Genomic DNA, 18,306 nt, shown 5'->3' on the forward strand with positions numbered 1-18,306 from the left:
CCGGTCGTCAGAGGGAGAGCTTGGGGTGCGGGCGCCGGGTGTGACCGGGCGGGGTGTGGGTACGGCCCGACGGGGTCGGCGTGGGGGCCGGAGCGGTGGCGGTGCCGGTGGCGGAGGGTGCCGGGGACACGGCCGTGGCCGGGGCCGACGGGGTCGGGGAAGCGGTGGTGCCGGCGTCGGTGGCGGGCGCGGAGGCGGTACCGCCGTCCGGCCCGGTGGACGCGGAGGCGTCGGCGGGCGCTCCGCTGCCCGGTACGACGGTGCCGCCCGCCTCGGCGCCGACGACGGGTGCGGTCACCGTGCCGGCTCCCGGCGGGGTCGGAGTCGTGGAGACGCTGGGCAGCGGCGAGGTGTCCACCTTGCCGGCCGGCTTGTCCTCGTGCTGGCCCGGCACCGGCAGCCAGGGGGCGGCGGAGTTGCCGGACAGCAGGGTGGCGACGATGACGGCGGCGTACCCGGCGCAGGCGACGGCCACGGCCACGCCCAGACGGCGGAAACGGCGGCTACGGCGGCCCGACTCGTCCACGAAGACCGGCCCGTCGGAGCCACGCGGGTCCCGTACGGCCGGCTCCGCGCCCACGGCACCGAGCCGGACGTCGTCGAGCTGGATGGTCTCGTCGTGCGGGGTGGAAGCGAGGGCGGGGGCGGGGATGGGCGCGGGGGAAGGTGCCGGGGAATCTCCGGCGCCGTCGGAGGTCTCGGAGGTCTCGGAGGGCTCCTTGGCGGCGGCGCGGTCGGCCGACTTGACGGGGGCGGCGGGCATCCCGGGTCCGGCGGGGCCAGCAGACTCAGCGGGCATCCCGGGTTCGGCGGGGCCAGCAGCCTTGCCGGCCCCTACAGGTTCCACGGACTCGCCGGGCTCGATGGGCTCCGCGGACTCGATGGGCTCTGTGGGCTCGGCCGATTCAGCGGGCCGCTCCGATTCGGCGGACGCCTCAGACCCGGCAGACGCGTCAGCTTCAGCGGGCCGCTCCGATTCGGCAGACGCCTCGGATTCGGCGGACGCCTCAAACCCGGCAGACGCCTCGGATTCGGCGGACGCCTCAAACCCGGCAGACGCCTCAGATCCGACATGCTCAGACCCGGCAGACACCTCAGCCCCGGCCGACTGCCCACGCTCAGCAGAGTCAGAGTCGTCCGGCTCACCGGGCCCGGCAGACGCAGCCGACTCGGCATCCGTCTCGACGGACTCCGCAGCTTCACCGGGCTCGACAGCGCCTTCGGCACCGGAGTCGGCCAGGGCCACCGTGGCCCCCGTGACCTCACCGGCGTCGCCATCGGCATCATCGGCACCGCCGCCGGAGTCCACAGCCCCCGCGACCACACCGGCGTCCGATTTCATCCGCTCGCCGCCCCCGCCCACCGGCTCACCGCGTCCCGCGGACGCCGGCTCTCGCCCCTCAGGTTGGGCGTCTTCAGGACACTTTTTCACGCGCGTTCATCCCCCCACGGGACAGTTCCGGGCGCGCTCGCGATCCCGGGCATCCGTCGACCGAACCAGGCCCCCACCCGGTCCGAGCGCCCCCATTACCACCCTGAGCCCGGGCCAAGAATGTAACGCACGCGAAGGAGTGCTGCGCGCCGGGTCGGTACGGGCGGAGCCCCGTCACCGCCCGTCACTTGGCGTTCATCACGTCCTCGTCCATGGCCGGAATCCATCCGTCGACGGGCCGCCGCAGCCACCCCTCCACCCGTGCGATCTCGGCCACCGCCTGACGCAGGGCGGTCAACCCGGGATGAACCAGTCCCTTCCGCCAGACCAGGGAGACGGGCGACAGCGGGACGGGGTCGACGAGGGGCCGTCGTACCGTCCCGGGCAGTGGCGGGAAATCCACGACGGCCAGCACCGGATTGCGGGTCTTCGCCATGATGCGGCCGAACTCCTCGTCGCCGACGGCCAGCGGGAGCGGCGGGGCGAGCCGGATGACGCGGTCCTGGAAGAGGCGCAGGGCCAGGTCGGTCCACTCCCGGGTGCGCGGGTTGCCGGCACCGGCGTACACCGTCTCACCGGCCAGCGCGGACAGCGGCACCCGTGTCGAGGCCGCCAGCGGGTGGTCCTCGGGCAGCACCACGGCCATCGGCTCGTACCGCACCGGCTGCTGTTCCAGGCCCGAGCGGAGCGCCGGGTCGAGGCCGGCGAACCGGCCGAAGGAGACGTCCAGGCGACCGGCGAGCAACTCGGCGGCCGCCCCGGTGAGGCCGCTCTCGTAGCGGGCCATCAGCTCGCAGTCGGGGGCGAGTTCGCGGGCCCGGTGCAGTACGCGGCGGCCGGTGGCCAGGCCGGGCGAGTTGAGGTCGACCAGCAGCGGGCGCGCCTGGCCGGCGGCGAACGCGGCGAGCAGGTCGTCCTGGGCGGCGAGGACCCGGCGCGCGTGCGGCAGCAGACGCTCGCCGTCCGGGGTCAGCGTGACCTGCCGGGTGGTCCGAACGAACAGCTCGGCGCCCAGTTCCCGTTCGAGCCGCCGTACGTCCCGGCTGAGCGCCTGCTGGGCGACGTAGAGACGGGCCGCCGCCCGGGTGAAGTGCAGCTCCTCGGCGACGGCGACGAAGGAACGCAGCAGGCGGGGGTCCATGTGGGCGGCGGAGGCGGGCATGCCGGCGAATTTACAACGTGGGCGCGTGAATCGGGACGCAGAAGGTGTTGGACCCGGTGATCCGCTCCGGGTGACTGTGGGGCCATGCCCCAAGAGACGGTCCAAGACGCCCAGGACGGCAAAATAGGCAGCGAGAGACGACAACGCGGTGCATATCGCCGCTTGTTCCGTCTCCCCGGCACCCGCGCCTTCACCACCGGCAACCTCCTCGCCCGCCTGCCGATGGGCATGTTCAGCGTGAGCGCGGTCGTGATGATCGCCGGGTCCCGTGGCTCGTACGCCCTCGCCGGTGCCGTCACCGCGGTGGGGCTCGCGGCGACCGCGCTGGCCGGGCCCTGGCTCGCCCGGCTGGTCGACCGGCACGGGCAGGCCCGGGTCGCGCTGCCGGCCACGGTCGTGTCCGTGCTGGGCAGCCTCGCGCTGCTGCTGTGCGTCCGCTACGACGCCCCGGACTGGACCCTGTTCGCCGCCTACGCCGGCACGGCGGCCACCCCCAACATCGGCGGCCTGTCCCGCGCCCGCTGGGCCCATCTGCTGCGGGACGAGCCCGCCGCGCTGCACACCGCGAACGCGTTCGAGCAGGCCGCGGACGAGCTGTGCTTCATGCTCGGGCCGGTGCTCGCGTCCTTCCTGACCGGCACCTTCTTCCCGGAGGCGGGCACGCTCACCGGGGCGGCGCTGCTGCTCGCCGGCATGCTGCTGTTCCTCACCCAGCGGGCGACCGAGCCGCCGCCGGTGCCGCGCTCGCAGGGGCCCTCGCCGCTGCGCAGCCCGGGCATCCCGCCGCTGCTGGTGTGCTTCACCGCGACCGGCGCGGTGTTCGGCTCCATGGAGGTCGTCACGATCGCCTACGCCGACGCGCAGGGGCACCGCGCGGCGGCCGGTGCCGTGCTCGCGCTCCAGGCGGCGGGCTCGTGCGCGGCGGGGCTGGTGTACGGGGCGCGGAAGCCGGCGGGGGTGCGCTTCTCCTGGTGTCTGGCGGCCATGGCCGGGCTCATGACCCTGCCGTGGCTCGCGGCCGCCACCCGCTCCCTCCCTGTGCTGGCGGCGGCCCTGCTGGTGGCGGGGATGGCGACGGCGCCGACCATGGTGACGGCCATGACGGTGGTGCAGCGGCGCACCCCGGCGGACCGGCTCAATGAGGGGATGAGCCTGATGGTGACGGGCTTGCTCACCGGTATCGCGTGCGGCTCGGCGACGGGCGGCTGGGCGGCGGAACACCTCTCCCCCACCACCGCGTACGCCGCACCACTGGCCGCCGCCACCCTCGCCCTGGGGCTGGCCGCGCTCACCGGCGCCGACCGGGTACGGGAGCGCCCCGGAGGGGCGCGACCAGCCACGACGCACCCGCAGCCGGGAGCAGACCCGCGCCCGCGGGGCGCCACCCCATGACAAAGGCCCCGCCGCTAGGAGCGACGGGGCCTCTGCCCACATGGGGTCGACCCCCTAAGGGGCCTCGTGGAGATGGCGGGAATCGAACCCGCGTCCAACGGTGCAGAATCAGGGCTTCTCCGTGTGCAGTCCGCTGCGATTTTCTCAGCCCCGGAGATCACGCGGACAAGTCTCCGACGGGCTCAGTCACTGTTTGATTTCCCTCTACACCCCGTGACCGGGCCTAGAGGTTTAGTTCCCTAGCTGATGCCAGGATCCGGGTCGGGAACAGCCCCGGGCTGACACTTCGCAAGTCGCTACTTAGGCAGCGAGGGCGAAGGAATCGCGCTTGGTGTTGGCGATTATTTTTTGCGACATATGGTTTACGAGATCATTGCCGCTTCCTCGACACGCTTCCCCTGCTTCGACAGCCGCTGTCGAAACCGATCATCCCCATGTTGATTTTTCAATCCCCTCCGGGGAGGGGCTCGCGCACCCTCTGTGGAGTGCACTGCCATCGTACGTGACCAACGCCCGACGATGCCAGCCTATTCCGGCCGGTCGGCCGGCTAGACGCCGCGCTGCCTGCGCTTCGCCGCCGCGATCGCCCGGTCCGCCTCCCGCCGGTCCTGCTGCTCGCGCAGCGTCTGGCGCTTGTCGTACTCCTTCTTGCCCCGCGCGAGAGCGATCTCGGCCTTCGCCCGGCCGTCCTTGAAGTAGATGGCGAGGGGCACGATCGTGTGTCCCGTCTCCTGGGACTTCGACTCCAGCTTGTCGATCTCCTCCCGGTGCAGGAGCAGCTTGCGCTTGCGGCGCGCGGAGTGGTTGGTCCAGCTTCCCTGGTGATACTCGGGGATGTGGGCGTTGTGCAGCCACGCCTCGCCCCGGTCGATCTGGACGAAGCCGTCGGTCAGCGAGGTCCGTCCCTCGCGCAGCGACTTGACCTCCGTGCCCATGAGCACGAGTCCGGCCTCGTAGGTGTCGATGATCGCGTAGTCGTGCCGGGCCTTCTTGTTCTGGGCGACGATCTTGCGCTTGCCGCCCTTCTCGCCGTCCCTGGCCTTGGCGGCCCCGCCGCCCTGCTTGGGCTGGGACTCCTTCGGTACGTACATTCCCTTGCTCATAGTGCCGCCATTTTCGCACCACACAGGGGGTGTGCGTACAGCCGATTACGCATGGCCACGCGGCGCGGCTACGACGGGTCGCCCAGCCCGGTGAGCACCGTCTCCGCGCGTGGCAGGGCCTGCTCCGGCCCCGCCTCCAGGTCGGGGGTGATGCCCCGGCCGTCCACGGCGCGGCCGGCGGGGGTGCGGTAGTGGCCGACGGTCAGCTCGGCCACCGAGCCGTCGGGCAGCTTCGTCGGCATCTGGATCGAGCCCTTGCCGAAGGTGCGGGAGCCGATCACCACCGCGCGGCCCCGGTCCTGGAGAGCGCCGGTGAGCAGCTCGGCCGCGCTCATGGTGCCGCCGTCGACGAGGACGACCAGGGGGCGGGTGGTGTCGCCGCCGGAGGCGGCGTGCAGGGCGCGCTGGGCGCCGTCGACGTCGTAGGTGGCGACCAGGCCGCCGTCCAGGAAGGCGGAGGCGGTGTCCACGGCCTCGGTGACCAGGCCGCCGGAGTTGCCCCGCAGGTCCAGGACGGTCCGGCCGTCGGCGGGGGCGGCGCGCAGCGCCTCGCGGACCGCGTCGGCGGAACCCTTGGTGAACGCGGCGATCTTGAGCACGGTGACGCCGCCGGGCAGCCGGCGCGCGGTAACTGAGTCGGTGGACAGCCGGGCCCGGTGCAGGGTCTCGGTCCACGCGCGCGTGCCGCGCTCCAGGCCGAGGGTGACCGTCGTACCGGCCGGGGCGTCGTCGGTGTCGCCGCGCAGCGCGTCGCCGCGGAGCAGGGCGACCACCTCGGTGACCGGCCGCCCGTCGACCTTTTTGCCGTCGACGCTGCGCAACCGGTCGCCCACCCGGATCCCGGCGTCGGCGGCGGGCGAGCCGGGCTGCACCCGGGTCACCTCGATCCCGCCGTCCGCCTCCTGCCGCGCCCACAGGCCGACGCCGGTGTACCGGCCGTCGAGCGCGTCCTGGAACTCCTCGTACTCGCCCTCGGAGTAGACCGCGGCCCAGCGGTCCCCGCTGCGGCTGACGGCCCTTTCCGCCGCCTCCATCGGGGACTTGCCGTCGGCCAGCGCCTGCGCGGCGGCCCTCTCGACGGCCTCGTGCCGGGCGGCCGGACCCGCCGGGCCGGCGGCGGACTTCCGCGCGGGACCGTCGGATTCGGGGAAGGAACCGGTGGCGGCACCGGCGATCAGCACACCGGCGAAGACCAATGTCAGGGTGGCCCCACGGCGGACGCGGCGGGGCTGACAGAACAGGTCACGGCCTGACATGGCGGCGAGTCTAGGGCAACGCGAAGGGGCCGTACGGCCCGATGACCGTACGACCCCGTTGGCATGCGTCACACCTTCAGATACTTGCGCAACGCGAAGAACGCGGCGAGCGACGGCATCAGGACACTGGTGGCGAGAATCAGCGGCAGCTTGGTCAACACCGCGTCCCAGCCGACGAAGTTGATGAGCGTGAGCTTGTGGGACAGCTCCATGCCGTGGTCGATGGTGAAGTACCGGCCGACGACCAGCGCCACACAGGCGAGGCCGCCTCCGATGAGTCCGGCGACCGCGGCCTCGGCGATGAACGGCGCCTGGATGTAGAAGCCCGAGGCGCCGACCAGGCGCATGATCCCGGTTTCGCGCCGTCGGCTGAACGCCGAGACGCGCACGGTGTTGACGATGAGCAGGAGAGCGACGATCAGCATCATCGCCATCACGCCGAGCGCGCCCCGGTTCATCAGGTTCAGCAACTGGAAGAGGTTGTCCAGGATGCCCTTCTGGTCCTGCACCGACTGCACGCCGTCCCGCCCGTTGAACGCGGACGCGATCACCTGGTACTTCTGCGGGTCCTTGAGCTTGATCCGGTACGACTCCTGCATCTGGTCCGGCGTCAGCGAGCCGGCCAGCGGGGAGTTGCCGAACTGCTCCTTGTAGTGCTTGTACGCCTCGTCCTGCGACTCGTGGGTCACCTTCTCGACGACCGGCATCTTGTCCAGGTCCGCGAGGATCTGCTTCTTCTGGTCCTCGGTGACCGCGCCCTTGGCGCAGTGGACGTCGTTCTCCGCGTCGTGCTTGTTGCACAGGAAGATCGAGACGTTGACCTTGTCGTACCAGTAGCCCTTCATGGTGCTCACCTGGTCGCTCATCAGCAGCGAGCCGCCGAACAGGGCCAGGGACAGGGCGACGGAGACGATGACGGCGAAGGTCATCGTCAGATTGCGGCGGAGACCGACACCGATCTCCGACAGGACGAACTGGGCGCGCATGGCGGGTTCTTCAGGCCTTTCCGGAACTGGGTGCTGGTGCGGTCAGTGCTGGTAGCCGTAGACGCCGCGGGCCTGGTCGCGGACGAGGCGGCCCTTCTCCAGCTCGATGACGCGCTTGCGCATCTGGTCCACGATGTTCTGGTCGTGCGTCGCCATGATGACGGTGGTGCCCGTCCGGTTGATGCGGTCGAGCAGCTTCATGATGCCGACGGAGGTCTGCGGGTCGAGGTTGCCGGTGGGCTCGTCGGCGATGAGCAGCTTCGGCCGGTTGACGAACGCGCGCGCGATGGCGACGCGCTGCTGCTCACCACCGGACAGCTCGCCGGGCCTGCGGTCCTCCTTGCCGCCGAGCCCGACGAGATCGAGCACCTGCGGCACGGACTTGCGGATCTCGCCGCGGGACTTGCCGATGACCTCCTGGGCGAAGGCCACGTTCTCCGCGACCGTCTTGTTCGGCAGCAGCCGGAAGTCCTGGAAGACCGTGCCCAGCTGGCGGCGCATCTGCGGCACCTTCCAGTTGGACAGGCGCGCGAGGTCCTTGCCCAGCACGTGCACCTGGCCGTGGCTGCACCGCTCCTCGCGGAGGATGAGCCGCAGGAAGGTGGACTTTCCGGAGCCGGAGGACCCCACGAGGAAGACGAACTCGCCCTTCTCCACCTCCAGGGAGACATCCCTGAGTGCGGGGCGGGTCTGCTTGGGGTAGACCTTGGAGACATTGTCGAATCGGATCACGGATGCACCACGGGTCGCCGGGGGTAGATGAGCGTGACCATACGCGAACCGGGTGTGCAAGTGCAGTCGCGGGTTGAGGTTGGGCAAGACTTGTACGTTTTTGTACCGGCCGCTTTCCGCGCCCCCTTCCCGGAGGCCCCGCGCACGCGCCGCGGGAACCTGGCACAGTGGAAGGGAAACGAAGGACGACGGGAACGCGGGGGAACGTTCTCGTCCCCGTGAGCGTTGTGCATGTGATGGCCGGTGCAAGGAGGGCGAGCGCATGACGTACGACCGGTTGGTGTGCGCGAACTGCGCGGCGCCCGTGAGCGAGGGCCGGTGCCCGGTGTGCCGTGCCAACCGCGAGCGACTGCAGCAGGAGGGCTTCCTCGGAGGCCTGAGCGGGTTGAACCCGATGGCGCTGATCGCGCTGCTGGCGGTGCTGATCGCCGCGGTGGCGCTGCTGGCCCACCAGACCGCCTGACCGACGCGTCACAAAGGGCCCGGAGCCGAGGCTCCGGGCCCTTGTGCGTGTGCCGTGCGTGACCTTGTGGCTACGGTCAGGCGGCGGCGCCGCCGCGGCCGCTCGCCAGGCGCGGCAGGACGCGGAAGCCGATGCCGCCGGCGATCATCGTGGCGGCGCCGATGAGCAGGAACGCGGTCTGGCCGGCACCGGTCTCGGCGAGCTGCTTGTCGCCGCCCTGGGCCGAGGTGTCGGAGCCGGTGTCGGTCAGCGCCGAGGAGCCCTCGTCCTGCGGGACGTTGTTGTTGCCGCCGTCGGGGCCGGTGTGGTTGCCGCCCGTGGTGGAGCCGCCCGTGCTGCCGGAGCCACCGGTGCCGCCGTCGGTGGAACCGCCGCCCGTGGAACCGCTGGTGCCGCTGGTGCCGCTGTCGCCACCGGAGCTGTTGCCACCGGAGTTGCCGTTGCCGCCCGAGTTGCCGTTACCGCCCGAGTTGCCATTGCCACCCGAGTTGCCACCCGAGTTGCCGTTGCCGCCGGAGTTGCCGTTGTCGCCGCCGGTGGAGGCGTCACCGCCGCTGCCGTTGCCGCCGGAGGCGCTGTCGCCACCGCCGATGGAAGCGTCGCCGCCGATGGAGGCGTCACCGCCGATCGAGGCGTCACCGCCGATGGAAGCGTCGCCGCCGATGGAGGCGTCACCGCCGATCGAGGCGTCACCACCGGAGGTGACGTCACCGCCGCTGGCAGCCGAGCCGTCGGTGCCGGCCGAGCCGGTGACGGAGCCGCCGTCGGTCCCCAGGGTCGTGCCCTCGGTCACGCCGATGGTGGCGCCCTCGATGGATCCGCCGTCGGTGCCACCGTCGGTGTTGCCACCGTCGGCGCCGACACCGCTCACGCCGAGGCTGATCGGGCCCGCCTGGACATCGAGGTCCAGGGCGGAAGCCGCGCCGGCGGCGGTCAGCGACGCACCGGCCGCGATCACGGCGCCGGCGGCTATCCGCGCGACCCGGATCCGCGTCTTCTTCGTCATATGGTTGCTACCCCCAGTAGCTGTTCGTCAATGAGGCGGCGCGTGGGGCGTGCCGTGATCGACGGAGGCAGCTGGTGACGAAGTGGCGTCAACTCGATCCCCCGGTTCACATGCGCCCCAAGGTACGCATGCCGCGCCTCACCCTTCCGATTTTTCAAAGCAACGTCAAGGGCGTTGCGGGCGCAATGTCCGGTGGGGTGGCGTTTGCGGAGAGTTGAAGCCTGTGAGTGTGACGTAAAACCCAGACATATGACAACTGCCGCCCCTGGGGCGGCAGTTGTCATATCGACAAAGTTACTTCTCCTGCTGCTTGCGCCAGCGAATCCCGGCCTCCAGGAACCCGTCGATCTCGCCGTTGAACACGGCCTCCGGGTTGCCCACCTCGTACTCGGTGCGCAGGTCCTTGACCATCTGGTACGGGTGCAGCACGTACGAACGCATCTGGTTGCCCCAGGAGTTGCCGCCGTCGCCCTTGAGGGCGTCCATCTTGGCCTGCTCCTCCTGCCGGCGCCGCTCCAGCAGCTTGGCCTGGAGGACGTTCATCGCGGTGGCCTTGTTCTGGATCTGCGACCGCTCGTTCTGGCAGGAGACCACGATGCCGGTGGGCAGGTGCGTGATGCGGACCGCGGAGTCGGTCGTGTTCACGCCCTGGCCGCCGGGGCCCGAGGAGCGGTACACGTCGATCCGCAGGTCGGACTCGTCGATCTCGACGTGGTCCGACTGCTCGACCACGGGCAGCACCTCCACGCCCGCGAACGAGGTCTGGCGGCGGCCCTGGTTGTCGAAGGGCGAGATGCGCACCAGGCGGTGGGTGCCCTGCTCGACGGAGAGGGTGCCGTAGGCGTAGGGCGAGTGCACGGCGAAGGTGGTCGACTTGATGCCGGCCTCTTCGGCGTACGACGTCTCGATCAGCTCGGTCTTGTAGCCGCGCTGTTCGGCCCAGCGCAGGTACATGCGCTGGAGCTTCTCGGCGAAGTCGGCGGCGTCGACGCCACCGGCCTCGGCGCGGATGTTGACGAGCGCCTCACGGGAGTCGTACTCGCCGGACAGGAGGGTGCGGACCTCCATCTCGTCCAGCGCCTTCTTCACCGCGACCAGCTCGGACTCGGCCTCGGCGCGGGTGTCCGGGTCGTCCTCCTCCTCGGCCATCTCGAAGAGGACCGCGAGATCGTCGATCCGGCCGCGCAGCGCCTCCGCCTTCCTGACCTCGGCCTGGAGGTGGGAGAGCTTGCTGGTGATCTTCTGCGCCTCGTCCGGGTTGTCCCACAGGGACGGGGCCGCCGCCTGCTCCTCGAGCACGGCGATATCTGCCCTCATCTTGTCGAGGTCCAGGACGGCCTCGATCGACTCCATGGTCGAGGAGAGGGACTTCAGCTCTTCGGATACATCGACGACTGCCACGCCATCCAGCGTAACGGCTCCGCCGAGCGCCGGGGGCCGGGCCGCCCCCCGTACCGCCGTCGCCCCCTGGCGGGCGGGACTCGGGTCAGGGGGCCGACGTGCTGTGGGTGGCGGGGGCAGGCTGGTCGTCGTCCCCGCCGGAGGAGGCGAACCAGGCGCCGGCGGCCACGACCGCGGCCACCACCACCCCGGCCACTCCCAGAGTCACCCGGCGCCGCCGCACCGCGGCCTTGTGGCGGGCCGAGCCCGGCCGGGGCGCACCAGCGGCCCGTGGCGCGCGAGCGGTCCCGTGCGCACCCCCCGCCAGCTCGTCCGGCCCCGGTACCCGCATCGAGGTGTGCGTGTCGCGGTTGGAGTCGGGCTTGGCCCCGGGGACCAGGGACACCGCGCCCCGCCGACGTACCGGCTCACCCTGCGGGGCTGACGGCTCGGACTCCTCGGCGTCTTCCTCGGACAGGTCCGGCTCGTCCACGTCCAGCGGGGGCATCCCGGCCAGCGTGGGGAGCTGCTCGCGCAGCCGGGCCGCCAGCTCCGAGGCGCGCAGCCGGGAGGCCGGGGCCTTGGCCAGGCACTGCACCAGCAGCTGCCACAGCTCCTCGGGGATGCCGGGCAGCGGTACGACGGTCTCGGTGACGTGCCGCCGCAGGACCGCGCCCGGGTGGCCGCCGCCGAAGGGCGTGAAGCCGGCCAGCAGCTCGTACAGGACCGTGGCGAGCGCGTAGATGTCCACGGCGGCCCGGGGCGGCAGGCCCTCCACGATCTCCGGGGCCAGGTAGTCCGGCGTACCGATGATCTTCGTGGCGCGGGTCCGCCGCGGCGAGTCGATCAGCTTGGCGACGCCGAAGTCGGTGAGCAGGGCGGGGTGGGAGCCGCCCGGCCCGATGGGGCCCTGCATGTCGAGCAGGACGTTCTCGGGCTTGACGTCCCGGTGGACGACCCCGGCCGCGTGGGCCGCCGCCAGCGCGTCGGCGACGTCGGCGACGATCGCCACGGCCGCCTCGGGGGCCATCCGCCGCTCCCGCTCCAGCCGGGTGCGCAGGTCGGTGCCGCGCACGAGGTCCATGACCAGGGCCAGGTCGTTGCCGTCGACCACCAGGTCGCGCACGGTGACGATGTGCGGGTGCTCCAGGCCGAGCAGCGCGGTGCGCTCCTGCACGAAGCGTCCGACGAGCTCCTGGTCGGAGGCGAGGTCCTCGCGCAGGAGCTTGATGGCGACGGGGCCGTCCGGTCCCTCGCCCAGCCACACCGTGCCGGCGCTCCCCCGCCCCAGGATCTGGTTCGCGGTGTACCGGCTGCCGATCTTCCGTGCCAAGACTGCTCCTACAGACGCGTGTTGTCGCCAAAACTACGCGTCCGACGAGCCAACCTTCACCGCGGAGACGGAAATCACCCGGCAGATGTCGACAAATCTCCGAACCAGCGGTCAGTTTCCGCTGCCGGAGCCGCCCAGGTCCTTGATCCAGCCACCGGCCTTGCCGATCCAGTCGGACATCTGCTCCCAGTAGCCCTTGCCGGTGCCGATCCAGTCCTGCAACGGGGTCAGCTCCCAGATCAGCCAGCTCGCCACGATCAGGATGACGATCGTGAACAGGCAGCCCTTCAGACAGCCCAGCCCGGGGATCTTCATCGGGTTGGCGCTGCGCTGCCGCGGCTCCCGGGGTTCCCGCGCGGGCCGCTGCGGCGCGGGCGGGGCAGGGGGCGCGTACCGCTGCGGCTGCTGGGGCTGCTGCGGCGGGGCGTACTGCTGGGGCTGCTGCTGCGGATAGCCGTACCCGGCGCCCTGCCGGTTCTGCCGGCCGCGCGGCTGCGGTTGCTGCGGGCGGGGCTGCGGGGCCGGGCGCGGCTGCTGCTGGGGCCGGGCCACCTGCCGCTGAGGACGGCGGCGCAGCGGGTCCTCGTCCGGGTCCAGGTACTGGATCTGCGTCTGCTCGTTGCGGTCACGGGCGGCCCGTAGCTGGGTCTGCCACGGATGCGGCTGCTCGCCCTGCTGCCCCTGTCCCTGCTGGCCCTGGCCGTACTGGCCCTGCTGCTGGCCGTACTGACCCTGCTGGCCCTGCGGGACGGGCGGCAGGACCGCCGTCGGGTCCGCCGCGCCCGTGTTCGGGAGCACGGCGGTGGGGTCGGCGGCGCCGGCCGGGCCGCCGGTGTGCGGCAGCACGCTGGTCGCCGCATTCGGGTCGTACGCCCCCTGCGGCGCGTTCGTCGGCAGCACCTGCGTGGGGTCGGCGGCGCCGGGCACACCCGGGACGGCGGCCGGGGCCGGGTCGGGGGCGAGCAGCGCGCCGACACCCTCGGCGGCGGCGATCTGCGCGGCGTTCGCGTGCACCCCGACGCCCTCGGCGACGACCCGCAGCCCGCGCGCGAGGTTCTCGGCGCTCGGCCGCTCGTCCGGGTTCTTGCGCAGGCAGCGCTCTATGACCGTCCACAGCGGCTCGGGAACGGTGGAGGGGCGGCGCGGCTCGGCGCTCAGGTGCTGGTGCAGGACTTCGAGGGCGGAGCCGCCGGAGAACGGCGGACGGCCGGTGACCAGCTCGTACAGCAGGATGCCGGCGCCGTAGACGTCGACGGCGGAGGTCTGCGGGCGGCCCTCGGCGGACTCCGGCGCGACGTAGGCGGGCGTGCCGACGAACTCGTGGGTGCGGGTCAGCCCCGGGGAGTCGGCGAGGCGGGCGATGCCGAAGTCGGTCAGCATCGGGTGCATCTGGCCGCCGTGCTGCATGAGCAGCACGTTGGCGGGCTTCAGGTCGCGGTGGACGACGCCGTCGGCGTGGCTCGCGGCGAGCGCGTCGGCGATCTGGGCGGTCAGCAGGGCCGCGGCGACCGGGGTGAAGGGACCGTTCTCGCGCAGGTAGCGGTGCAGGTCGGGGCCGTCGACGAGGTCCATGACCAGCGCCAGCAGATCGCCCTCGACGACCAGGTCGCGGACCCGGACGATGTTCGGGTGGGTGAGCCGGAGCAGCACGGACCGCTCGCGCAGGAAGCGCATCACGATGTCCGGGTCGCTCGCCAGCTCCTCCTTCAGGACCTTGATCGCGACCGTCTCTCCCGGCTGTCCGGGCACGGCCGCCTCGGCGCCCGCGGTCTCGCGCTGGCGGGCACGCCAGACGGTGCCTGTGGCGCCGCGTCCGAGCGGTTCCTCAAGCAGGTACTTGCTGCCGACTGGCCGCACGTCTCGCGCTCCCTGCTGGTTGCTGTTGCTTCGCTTGCCTGCGTTCCGGTGTTCCGACCCACTGTAGGCCGTGCTCCACGGCACCACGCACGCGTTCACGACCACGTTCGCGGGCTCGACGGGAAGACGCGCGTCCCGGTCCGCTGGTTGCCGGGGATGGACGTGACCGATCTCAACTGATCGCCGGTGGCGTATTGGTCAGGCATTTTTGGGGGCAGAGCCGACCAATCAAGATCACTTCTGCCCGGGTCACGGGCGCGTTGTCGGTGGCAGGTGCGAGGATGCGTGCAGCAGCTCCCTGGGATGCCTTCAGTGGCTGCTGGCCGACGTGCTCGTGTGGGGGTGGGGGGAAGTCCGCGCCCGCGCAGATCCGCGCAGAAGGGACCGCTGACGCCGATGCAGATCCGGCTGACCGTCGTAGACCCGCTCGGCCCGTCCCCGCAGCGGGGCCGCGCCGCGAGCCGCGACGTGCTGGTCACGGCTCCCGCGGGCACGGAGCTGGCCGCGGTCGCGTCGGCGCTGGCCGGGGCGGTCACCGGAGAGGGCGGCACGGGCCGGGAGGCCGGCGGCGCGTCCGTAGTGCTGTACGCGGGCACCGAGCGGCTCGACCCGCGCCGCAGCACCCTCGGCGAGCCTCCGCTGGTCGACGGCGCCGTGCTGTCCCTGGGCGCCCCGGCGGCACCCGAGCCGCATCCCGAGCTGGACGACGCGCCGACCCAGTTGCACGTGGTCGCCGGCCCCGACGCGGGCGGGGTCCATCTGCTGCACGGCGGTCGGATCACGGTCGGCCGCTCCGCCGACGCCGACGTCCCGCTGGACGACCCCGACGTCTCCCGTCTGCACTGCGTGGTCACCGTCGGCGCGGACGGCCTGGTCTCGGTCGCCGACCTCGGCTCCACGAACGGCACCTCCCTCGACGGCGTACGGGTGACGGAGCGGCCGGTACGGGTCCCCGCCGGGGGCCTGCTGCGGATCGGCGAGTCCGCCCTGCGGGTTACTCCGTCCGGGGGACCAGGGATGCGGGTGCGGACGGTGGCCGACGGGGAGGGGTGCGTGCGGGTTGCCGTGGGCGGGGAGCGCGGGCCGTCGGGTGCGGATCCGCTGGGCCCCGGATCCGCGGGCCCCGGCACCGGGCGGTCGCCGTCGGCGGGTGCGGCTGATCGGGGGCGCGGCGCGGGGCCGGCTGCTGCGCCTGGTGCGGGTGGCCCCGGCGGGGCGGGAGCGGCTTCCGGCGCCGGTGGTGGGTACGGCGGGGCAGGAAGCGCGGCCCGGGGCGCGGGGTACTCCCCCGACGCCGGGGCACCTTCCGCCGGTGGGCGTTCCGGTGCGCGGGGGTCCTCCGGGAGCGCCCAGCACGCCTACGACCCCCACGGCACCGCCGGCTGGGACGCGGGGGCCCAGGAGCACCGGCGCGGGCAGTCGCCCGTGGTGCCGGGGCAGGCCGGCGCGCCCGGCGTGGAGAGCCGGAGCGAAGGCTTCACCGGTGCGCCCGGCGCGGCGTCCGGCGGGGACACCCACGCGGGCCGGTTCGGCGTCGCCGGTACCGGTGACGAGGACGCGCGGGCGCGCGGGCGCAAGGGAACCCCGCTCAGGGGCACCGACCTCCCGCAGGGCGTCCGGCGGCGCGGGCTCGGCGCCTGGGCGCGTCGGCTGGCGGGCGGGCGCGGGGAGCAGCCGGCCGGTCCGGAGTCGTACGACGGTACGGCCGCCCCCGCCGGTGACACCCCCGCGGCCGATGTGCCACGGCAGCCCGAGACCTGGCCGGACCCGGCCGCACTGCTGCTCACCGCGCTGGGCCCCGGGCCGCGGCTGTGGGAGCGCGGGCCGGGGCACCCCGAGGCGCTGACCGTACGGCTCGGCACGGCCGACCGGAGCACGCCGGACGGCTCGGACCTGCTGCCGGCGGTGCCGGTGACGGCCGCGCTGCGGGAGGCGGGCGCGCTGGGCCTGGCCGGTCCGCGCCCCCGGCTGTCCGGGCTGGCCCGCGCGGTGCTGGCCCAGCTCGCCGCGCTGCACTCACCCGACCTGCTGGAGATCGTGCTGATCAGCGCGGACCACTCGCGGCCGGTCGTGGACCGTACGGCCGAGTGGGCCTGGCTGGGCTGGCTCCCGCACGTCCGGCCGGGCCACGGCCAGGACTGCCGGCTGCTGCTGGCCTACGACCGTGAGCAGGCGGCGGCCCGCGTGGAGGAACTGCTGCGCCGGGTGGAGGACCACGCGGCGACGGGCCGTACGACGGCCCACCCGACGCCCGCGCGCGACGCGGCTCCCACGGCGGGTACGACGAGCGCCCAGGGGCCGACCGCGACCTCCGGCGCTCCGACCGCCCCGGGCCCGGCCGGCACCGGCGCCCACCACGGACCGGACGCCTCCCCCAGAACCTACGGGACGTACGGGACCTATGGCGGCCCGGGACACGCGGTGCGCCCCGCCGCCCCCGAGGGCCCCGGGGACACGCCGGACGCCGGAGGCCCCGGCGCGCCCACCGCTCCCGCTTCTCCCGCTCACGCCGAACCCCCCACCCGTCGCCCCTCCTGGGCCAAGGAAGCCCCCGGTGCCGGTGGTGGCTTCGCCGGACCGTTCACCGTTGTCGTCGTGGACGGCGACCCGGGCGGGGCCGCGCTGCGGGAGGCGCTCGCGCGGCTGGCCGCGGCCGGCCCGCGGGCCGGGGTCCACGTGGTGTGTCTCGCCGAGACCCCGACCGCGTCGCCCGCCTCCCCGGTGGCGGAGACGTACGAGGCCGCCTGCGCGGTGACGCCGACGTTCCGGCACTGCGGTGCCGTGGCGCTGCTCAGCGGAGACGTCGCCGCCACGCTGCGGCTGATGCGGGTCGCGCCGGGCGGCCCCGTCGCCCCCGGTTCGCCCGCCACCGTCGACGCGGTCTCCGCCGCCTGGGCGGAGCGGTTCGCGCGGGCACTCGCACCGCTGCGTCCGGACGGCCCCGCCGGCGAGCACCACGCGCGCGTGGCCACGCCACTGCCCCAGTCGGCCCGCCTGCTGGACGAGTTGGGGCTGGCCCGGGCCACCCCGGCGTCGCTGATGGCCCGCTGGGCCGACGCGGCCGACGACACGCGGTCGCTGGGCGGGCGGGCCCGCGCGGTACTGGGTGCCGGGCCGCGCGGGCCGGTCACCGTGGACCTCGTGGCCGACGGGCCGCATCTGCTGATCGAGGGGCCGGCCGGCAGCGGCCGTACCGAGCTGCTGCGGGCCGTGGTCGCCTCGCTGGCCGCGGCCGAGCGGCCGGACCGGCTGGCCATGGTCCTGCTCGACGGCAGGGACGGGGTCGGCACGGGCGCCGGCCGCGGCGAGGGCCTGCGCGTGTGCACGGACATACCGCACGTGACCACGCACCTCATCGCCAACGACCCCGTGCGCATGCGGGAGTTCGCGCAGTCGCTGGCCGCCGAGCTCAAGCGCCGGGCGGAGCTGCTGGGCCGGACCGACTTCGCCCAGTGGCACGCCGGGCAGGAGGTCTCCGGCCGGTTGGTCACCCAGCGCACGCCCCACCCCGGTTCCGCGCCCTCCGGTGACATCGAGACGCCCCCCAGCTCCACCCTCCGGCTGCGGCCGGGCGCCGCCGCCCGGCAGCGGGCCGCGGCCGTGTCGCCGTTGCCCCGGCTGGTGGTGGTCGTGGACGACCTGGACGCGCTGGTCTCCCCGGCGCTCGGCTCGCCGGGCCGGCCCGCCGCCGGGTCGGTGATACGGGCGCTGGAGGCGGTGGCCCGGGAGGGCGAGCGGCTCGGCGTCCACCTGGTGGCGGCGGCCGGGACCGGCGGCCGTACGGCGGAGTCCGAGCCGGCGCGCCGGGCCGCGCTGCGCGTCACGCTGGACGCCCCGCAGCCGGGCCCGGACCAGCCGGCGCCGGGCCGGGGCGCGCTGGCGTACGCGGACGGGCGGGCCACCGGTTTCCAGGGCGGCCGGGTGACGGGCCGTATCCCGCGGACCGCGACCCAGCGGCCCACGGTCGTCCCGCTGGACTGGGAGCGCATGGGCGATCCGCCGACCCGCCGGCCCGTGCGGGAGCTGGGCAACGGCCCGACCGACCTGGCGCTGCTGGCGAGCGCGGTGGAGCGGGCGGCCCGGGAGGTCGCGGCGGCGCAGGTGCCCTCGCTCCTCTGACGGCGCCCGTCACCCCTCCAGATGAACCCGGCCTCTCCCCGGCGAAGCGGCCCTCTCCCCGCGCCGTCGGATGTCCGCGGGCATG

The 18,306-nt window shown here is 73.5% G+C and carries 13 protein-coding genes and 1 other RNA gene; 3 read left to right on the top strand and 11 right to left on the bottom strand.

Going from position 1 to position 18,306, the window contains the following annotated elements:
* Window positions 1-7: 7 nt before the first annotated feature.
* Together OO52_RS15140 and OO52_RS15145 are read right to left on the bottom strand one after the other, a co-directional pair.
* A complete protein-coding gene (locus OO52_RS15140) occupies window positions 8-763 on the bottom strand; it encodes a hypothetical protein (RefSeq protein WP_030651656.1) in 756 nt (251 codons plus the stop codon).
* An 853-nt stretch (window positions 764-1,616) separates the two neighbouring features.
* On the bottom strand, window positions 1,617-2,594 hold the full coding sequence (locus OO52_RS15145; RefSeq protein ID WP_030651659.1) for a LysR family transcriptional regulator: 978 nt from the start codon (window positions 2,592-2,594) through the stop codon (window positions 1,617-1,619).
* Between the two features lie 84 nt (window positions 2,595-2,678).
* Between OO52_RS15145 and OO52_RS15150 the strand changes: the two genes are divergently transcribed.
* A complete protein-coding gene (locus OO52_RS15150; protein ID WP_234339747.1) occupies window positions 2,679-3,986 on the top strand; it encodes an MFS transporter in 1,308 nt (435 codons plus the stop codon).
* 64 nt (window positions 3,987-4,050) lie between these two features.
* Here the strand turns inward: OO52_RS15150 and ssrA are convergent.
* From ssrA to ftsE, 5 genes are all read right to left on the bottom strand, one after another.
* Window positions 4,051-4,420: a transfer-messenger RNA gene (ssrA, locus tag OO52_RS46515) on the bottom strand.
* Between the two features lie 114 nt (window positions 4,421-4,534).
* Window positions 4,535-5,077: an SsrA-binding protein SmpB gene (smpB, locus tag OO52_RS15155; RefSeq protein WP_030651665.1), complete on the bottom strand. Its 543-nt coding sequence runs from the start codon at window positions 5,075-5,077 to the stop codon at window positions 4,535-4,537.
* A gap of 80 nt (window positions 5,078-5,157) precedes the next feature.
* A complete protein-coding gene (locus tag OO52_RS15160; RefSeq protein WP_199819962.1) occupies window positions 5,158-6,345 on the bottom strand; it encodes a S41 family peptidase in 1,188 nt (395 codons plus the stop codon).
* 68 nt (window positions 6,346-6,413) lie between these two features.
* Window positions 6,414-7,331, bottom strand: coding sequence for a permease-like cell division protein FtsX (gene ftsX / locus OO52_RS15165; protein WP_030651672.1), 918 nt, complete (start codon window positions 7,329-7,331; stop codon window positions 6,414-6,416).
* Window positions 7,332-7,373: 42 nt separating this feature from the next.
* Window positions 7,374-8,063 (bottom strand): cell division ATP-binding protein FtsE, encoded by a 690-nt coding sequence (gene ftsE / locus OO52_RS15170; protein ID WP_030610589.1) that lies wholly within the window; start codon window positions 8,061-8,063, stop codon window positions 7,374-7,376.
* Window positions 8,064-8,325: 262 nt separating this feature from the next.
* Between ftsE and OO52_RS15175 the strand changes: the two genes are divergently transcribed.
* Window positions 8,326-8,526, top strand: a complete 201-nt coding sequence (locus OO52_RS15175; protein ID WP_030651675.1) for a hypothetical protein — start codon at window positions 8,326-8,328, stop codon at window positions 8,524-8,526.
* Window positions 8,527-8,602: 76 nt separating this feature from the next.
* On the opposite strand, the gene OO52_RS15180 is transcribed toward OO52_RS15175, so the two are convergent.
* The 4 genes from OO52_RS15180 to OO52_RS15195 form a co-directional block, all read right to left on the bottom strand.
* Window positions 8,603-9,532 (bottom strand): hypothetical protein, encoded by a 930-nt coding sequence (locus OO52_RS15180; protein ID WP_030651678.1) that lies wholly within the window; start codon window positions 9,530-9,532, stop codon window positions 8,603-8,605.
* Window positions 9,533-9,826: 294 nt separating this feature from the next.
* Window positions 9,827-10,933, bottom strand: coding sequence for a peptide chain release factor 2 (gene prfB / locus OO52_RS15185; RefSeq protein WP_030651680.1), 1,107 nt, complete (start codon window positions 10,931-10,933; stop codon window positions 9,827-9,829).
* A gap of 85 nt (window positions 10,934-11,018) precedes the next feature.
* Window positions 11,019-12,245: a serine/threonine-protein kinase gene (locus OO52_RS15190; RefSeq protein ID WP_030651681.1), complete on the bottom strand. Its 1,227-nt coding sequence runs from the start codon at window positions 12,243-12,245 to the stop codon at window positions 11,019-11,021.
* Between the two features lie 111 nt (window positions 12,246-12,356).
* Entirely contained in the window at window positions 12,357-14,102 is a 1,746-nt protein-coding gene (locus tag OO52_RS15195; RefSeq protein ID WP_030651682.1) for a serine/threonine-protein kinase, read from the bottom strand.
* Between the two features lie 396 nt (window positions 14,103-14,498).
* Here OO52_RS15195 and OO52_RS15200 point away from each other — a divergent pair, with 396 nt between their 5' ends.
* Complete coding sequence (locus OO52_RS15200) at window positions 14,499-18,221, top strand: FtsK/SpoIIIE domain-containing protein (protein ID WP_030651683.1); 3,723 nt, start codon at window positions 14,499-14,501, stop codon at window positions 18,219-18,221.
* Window positions 18,222-18,306 lie beyond the last annotated feature (85 nt).

This window comes from Streptomyces flaveolus (assembly GCF_000716535.1).
GTDB lineage: Bacteria > Actinomycetota > Actinomycetes > Streptomycetales > Streptomycetaceae > Streptomyces > Streptomyces flaveolus_A.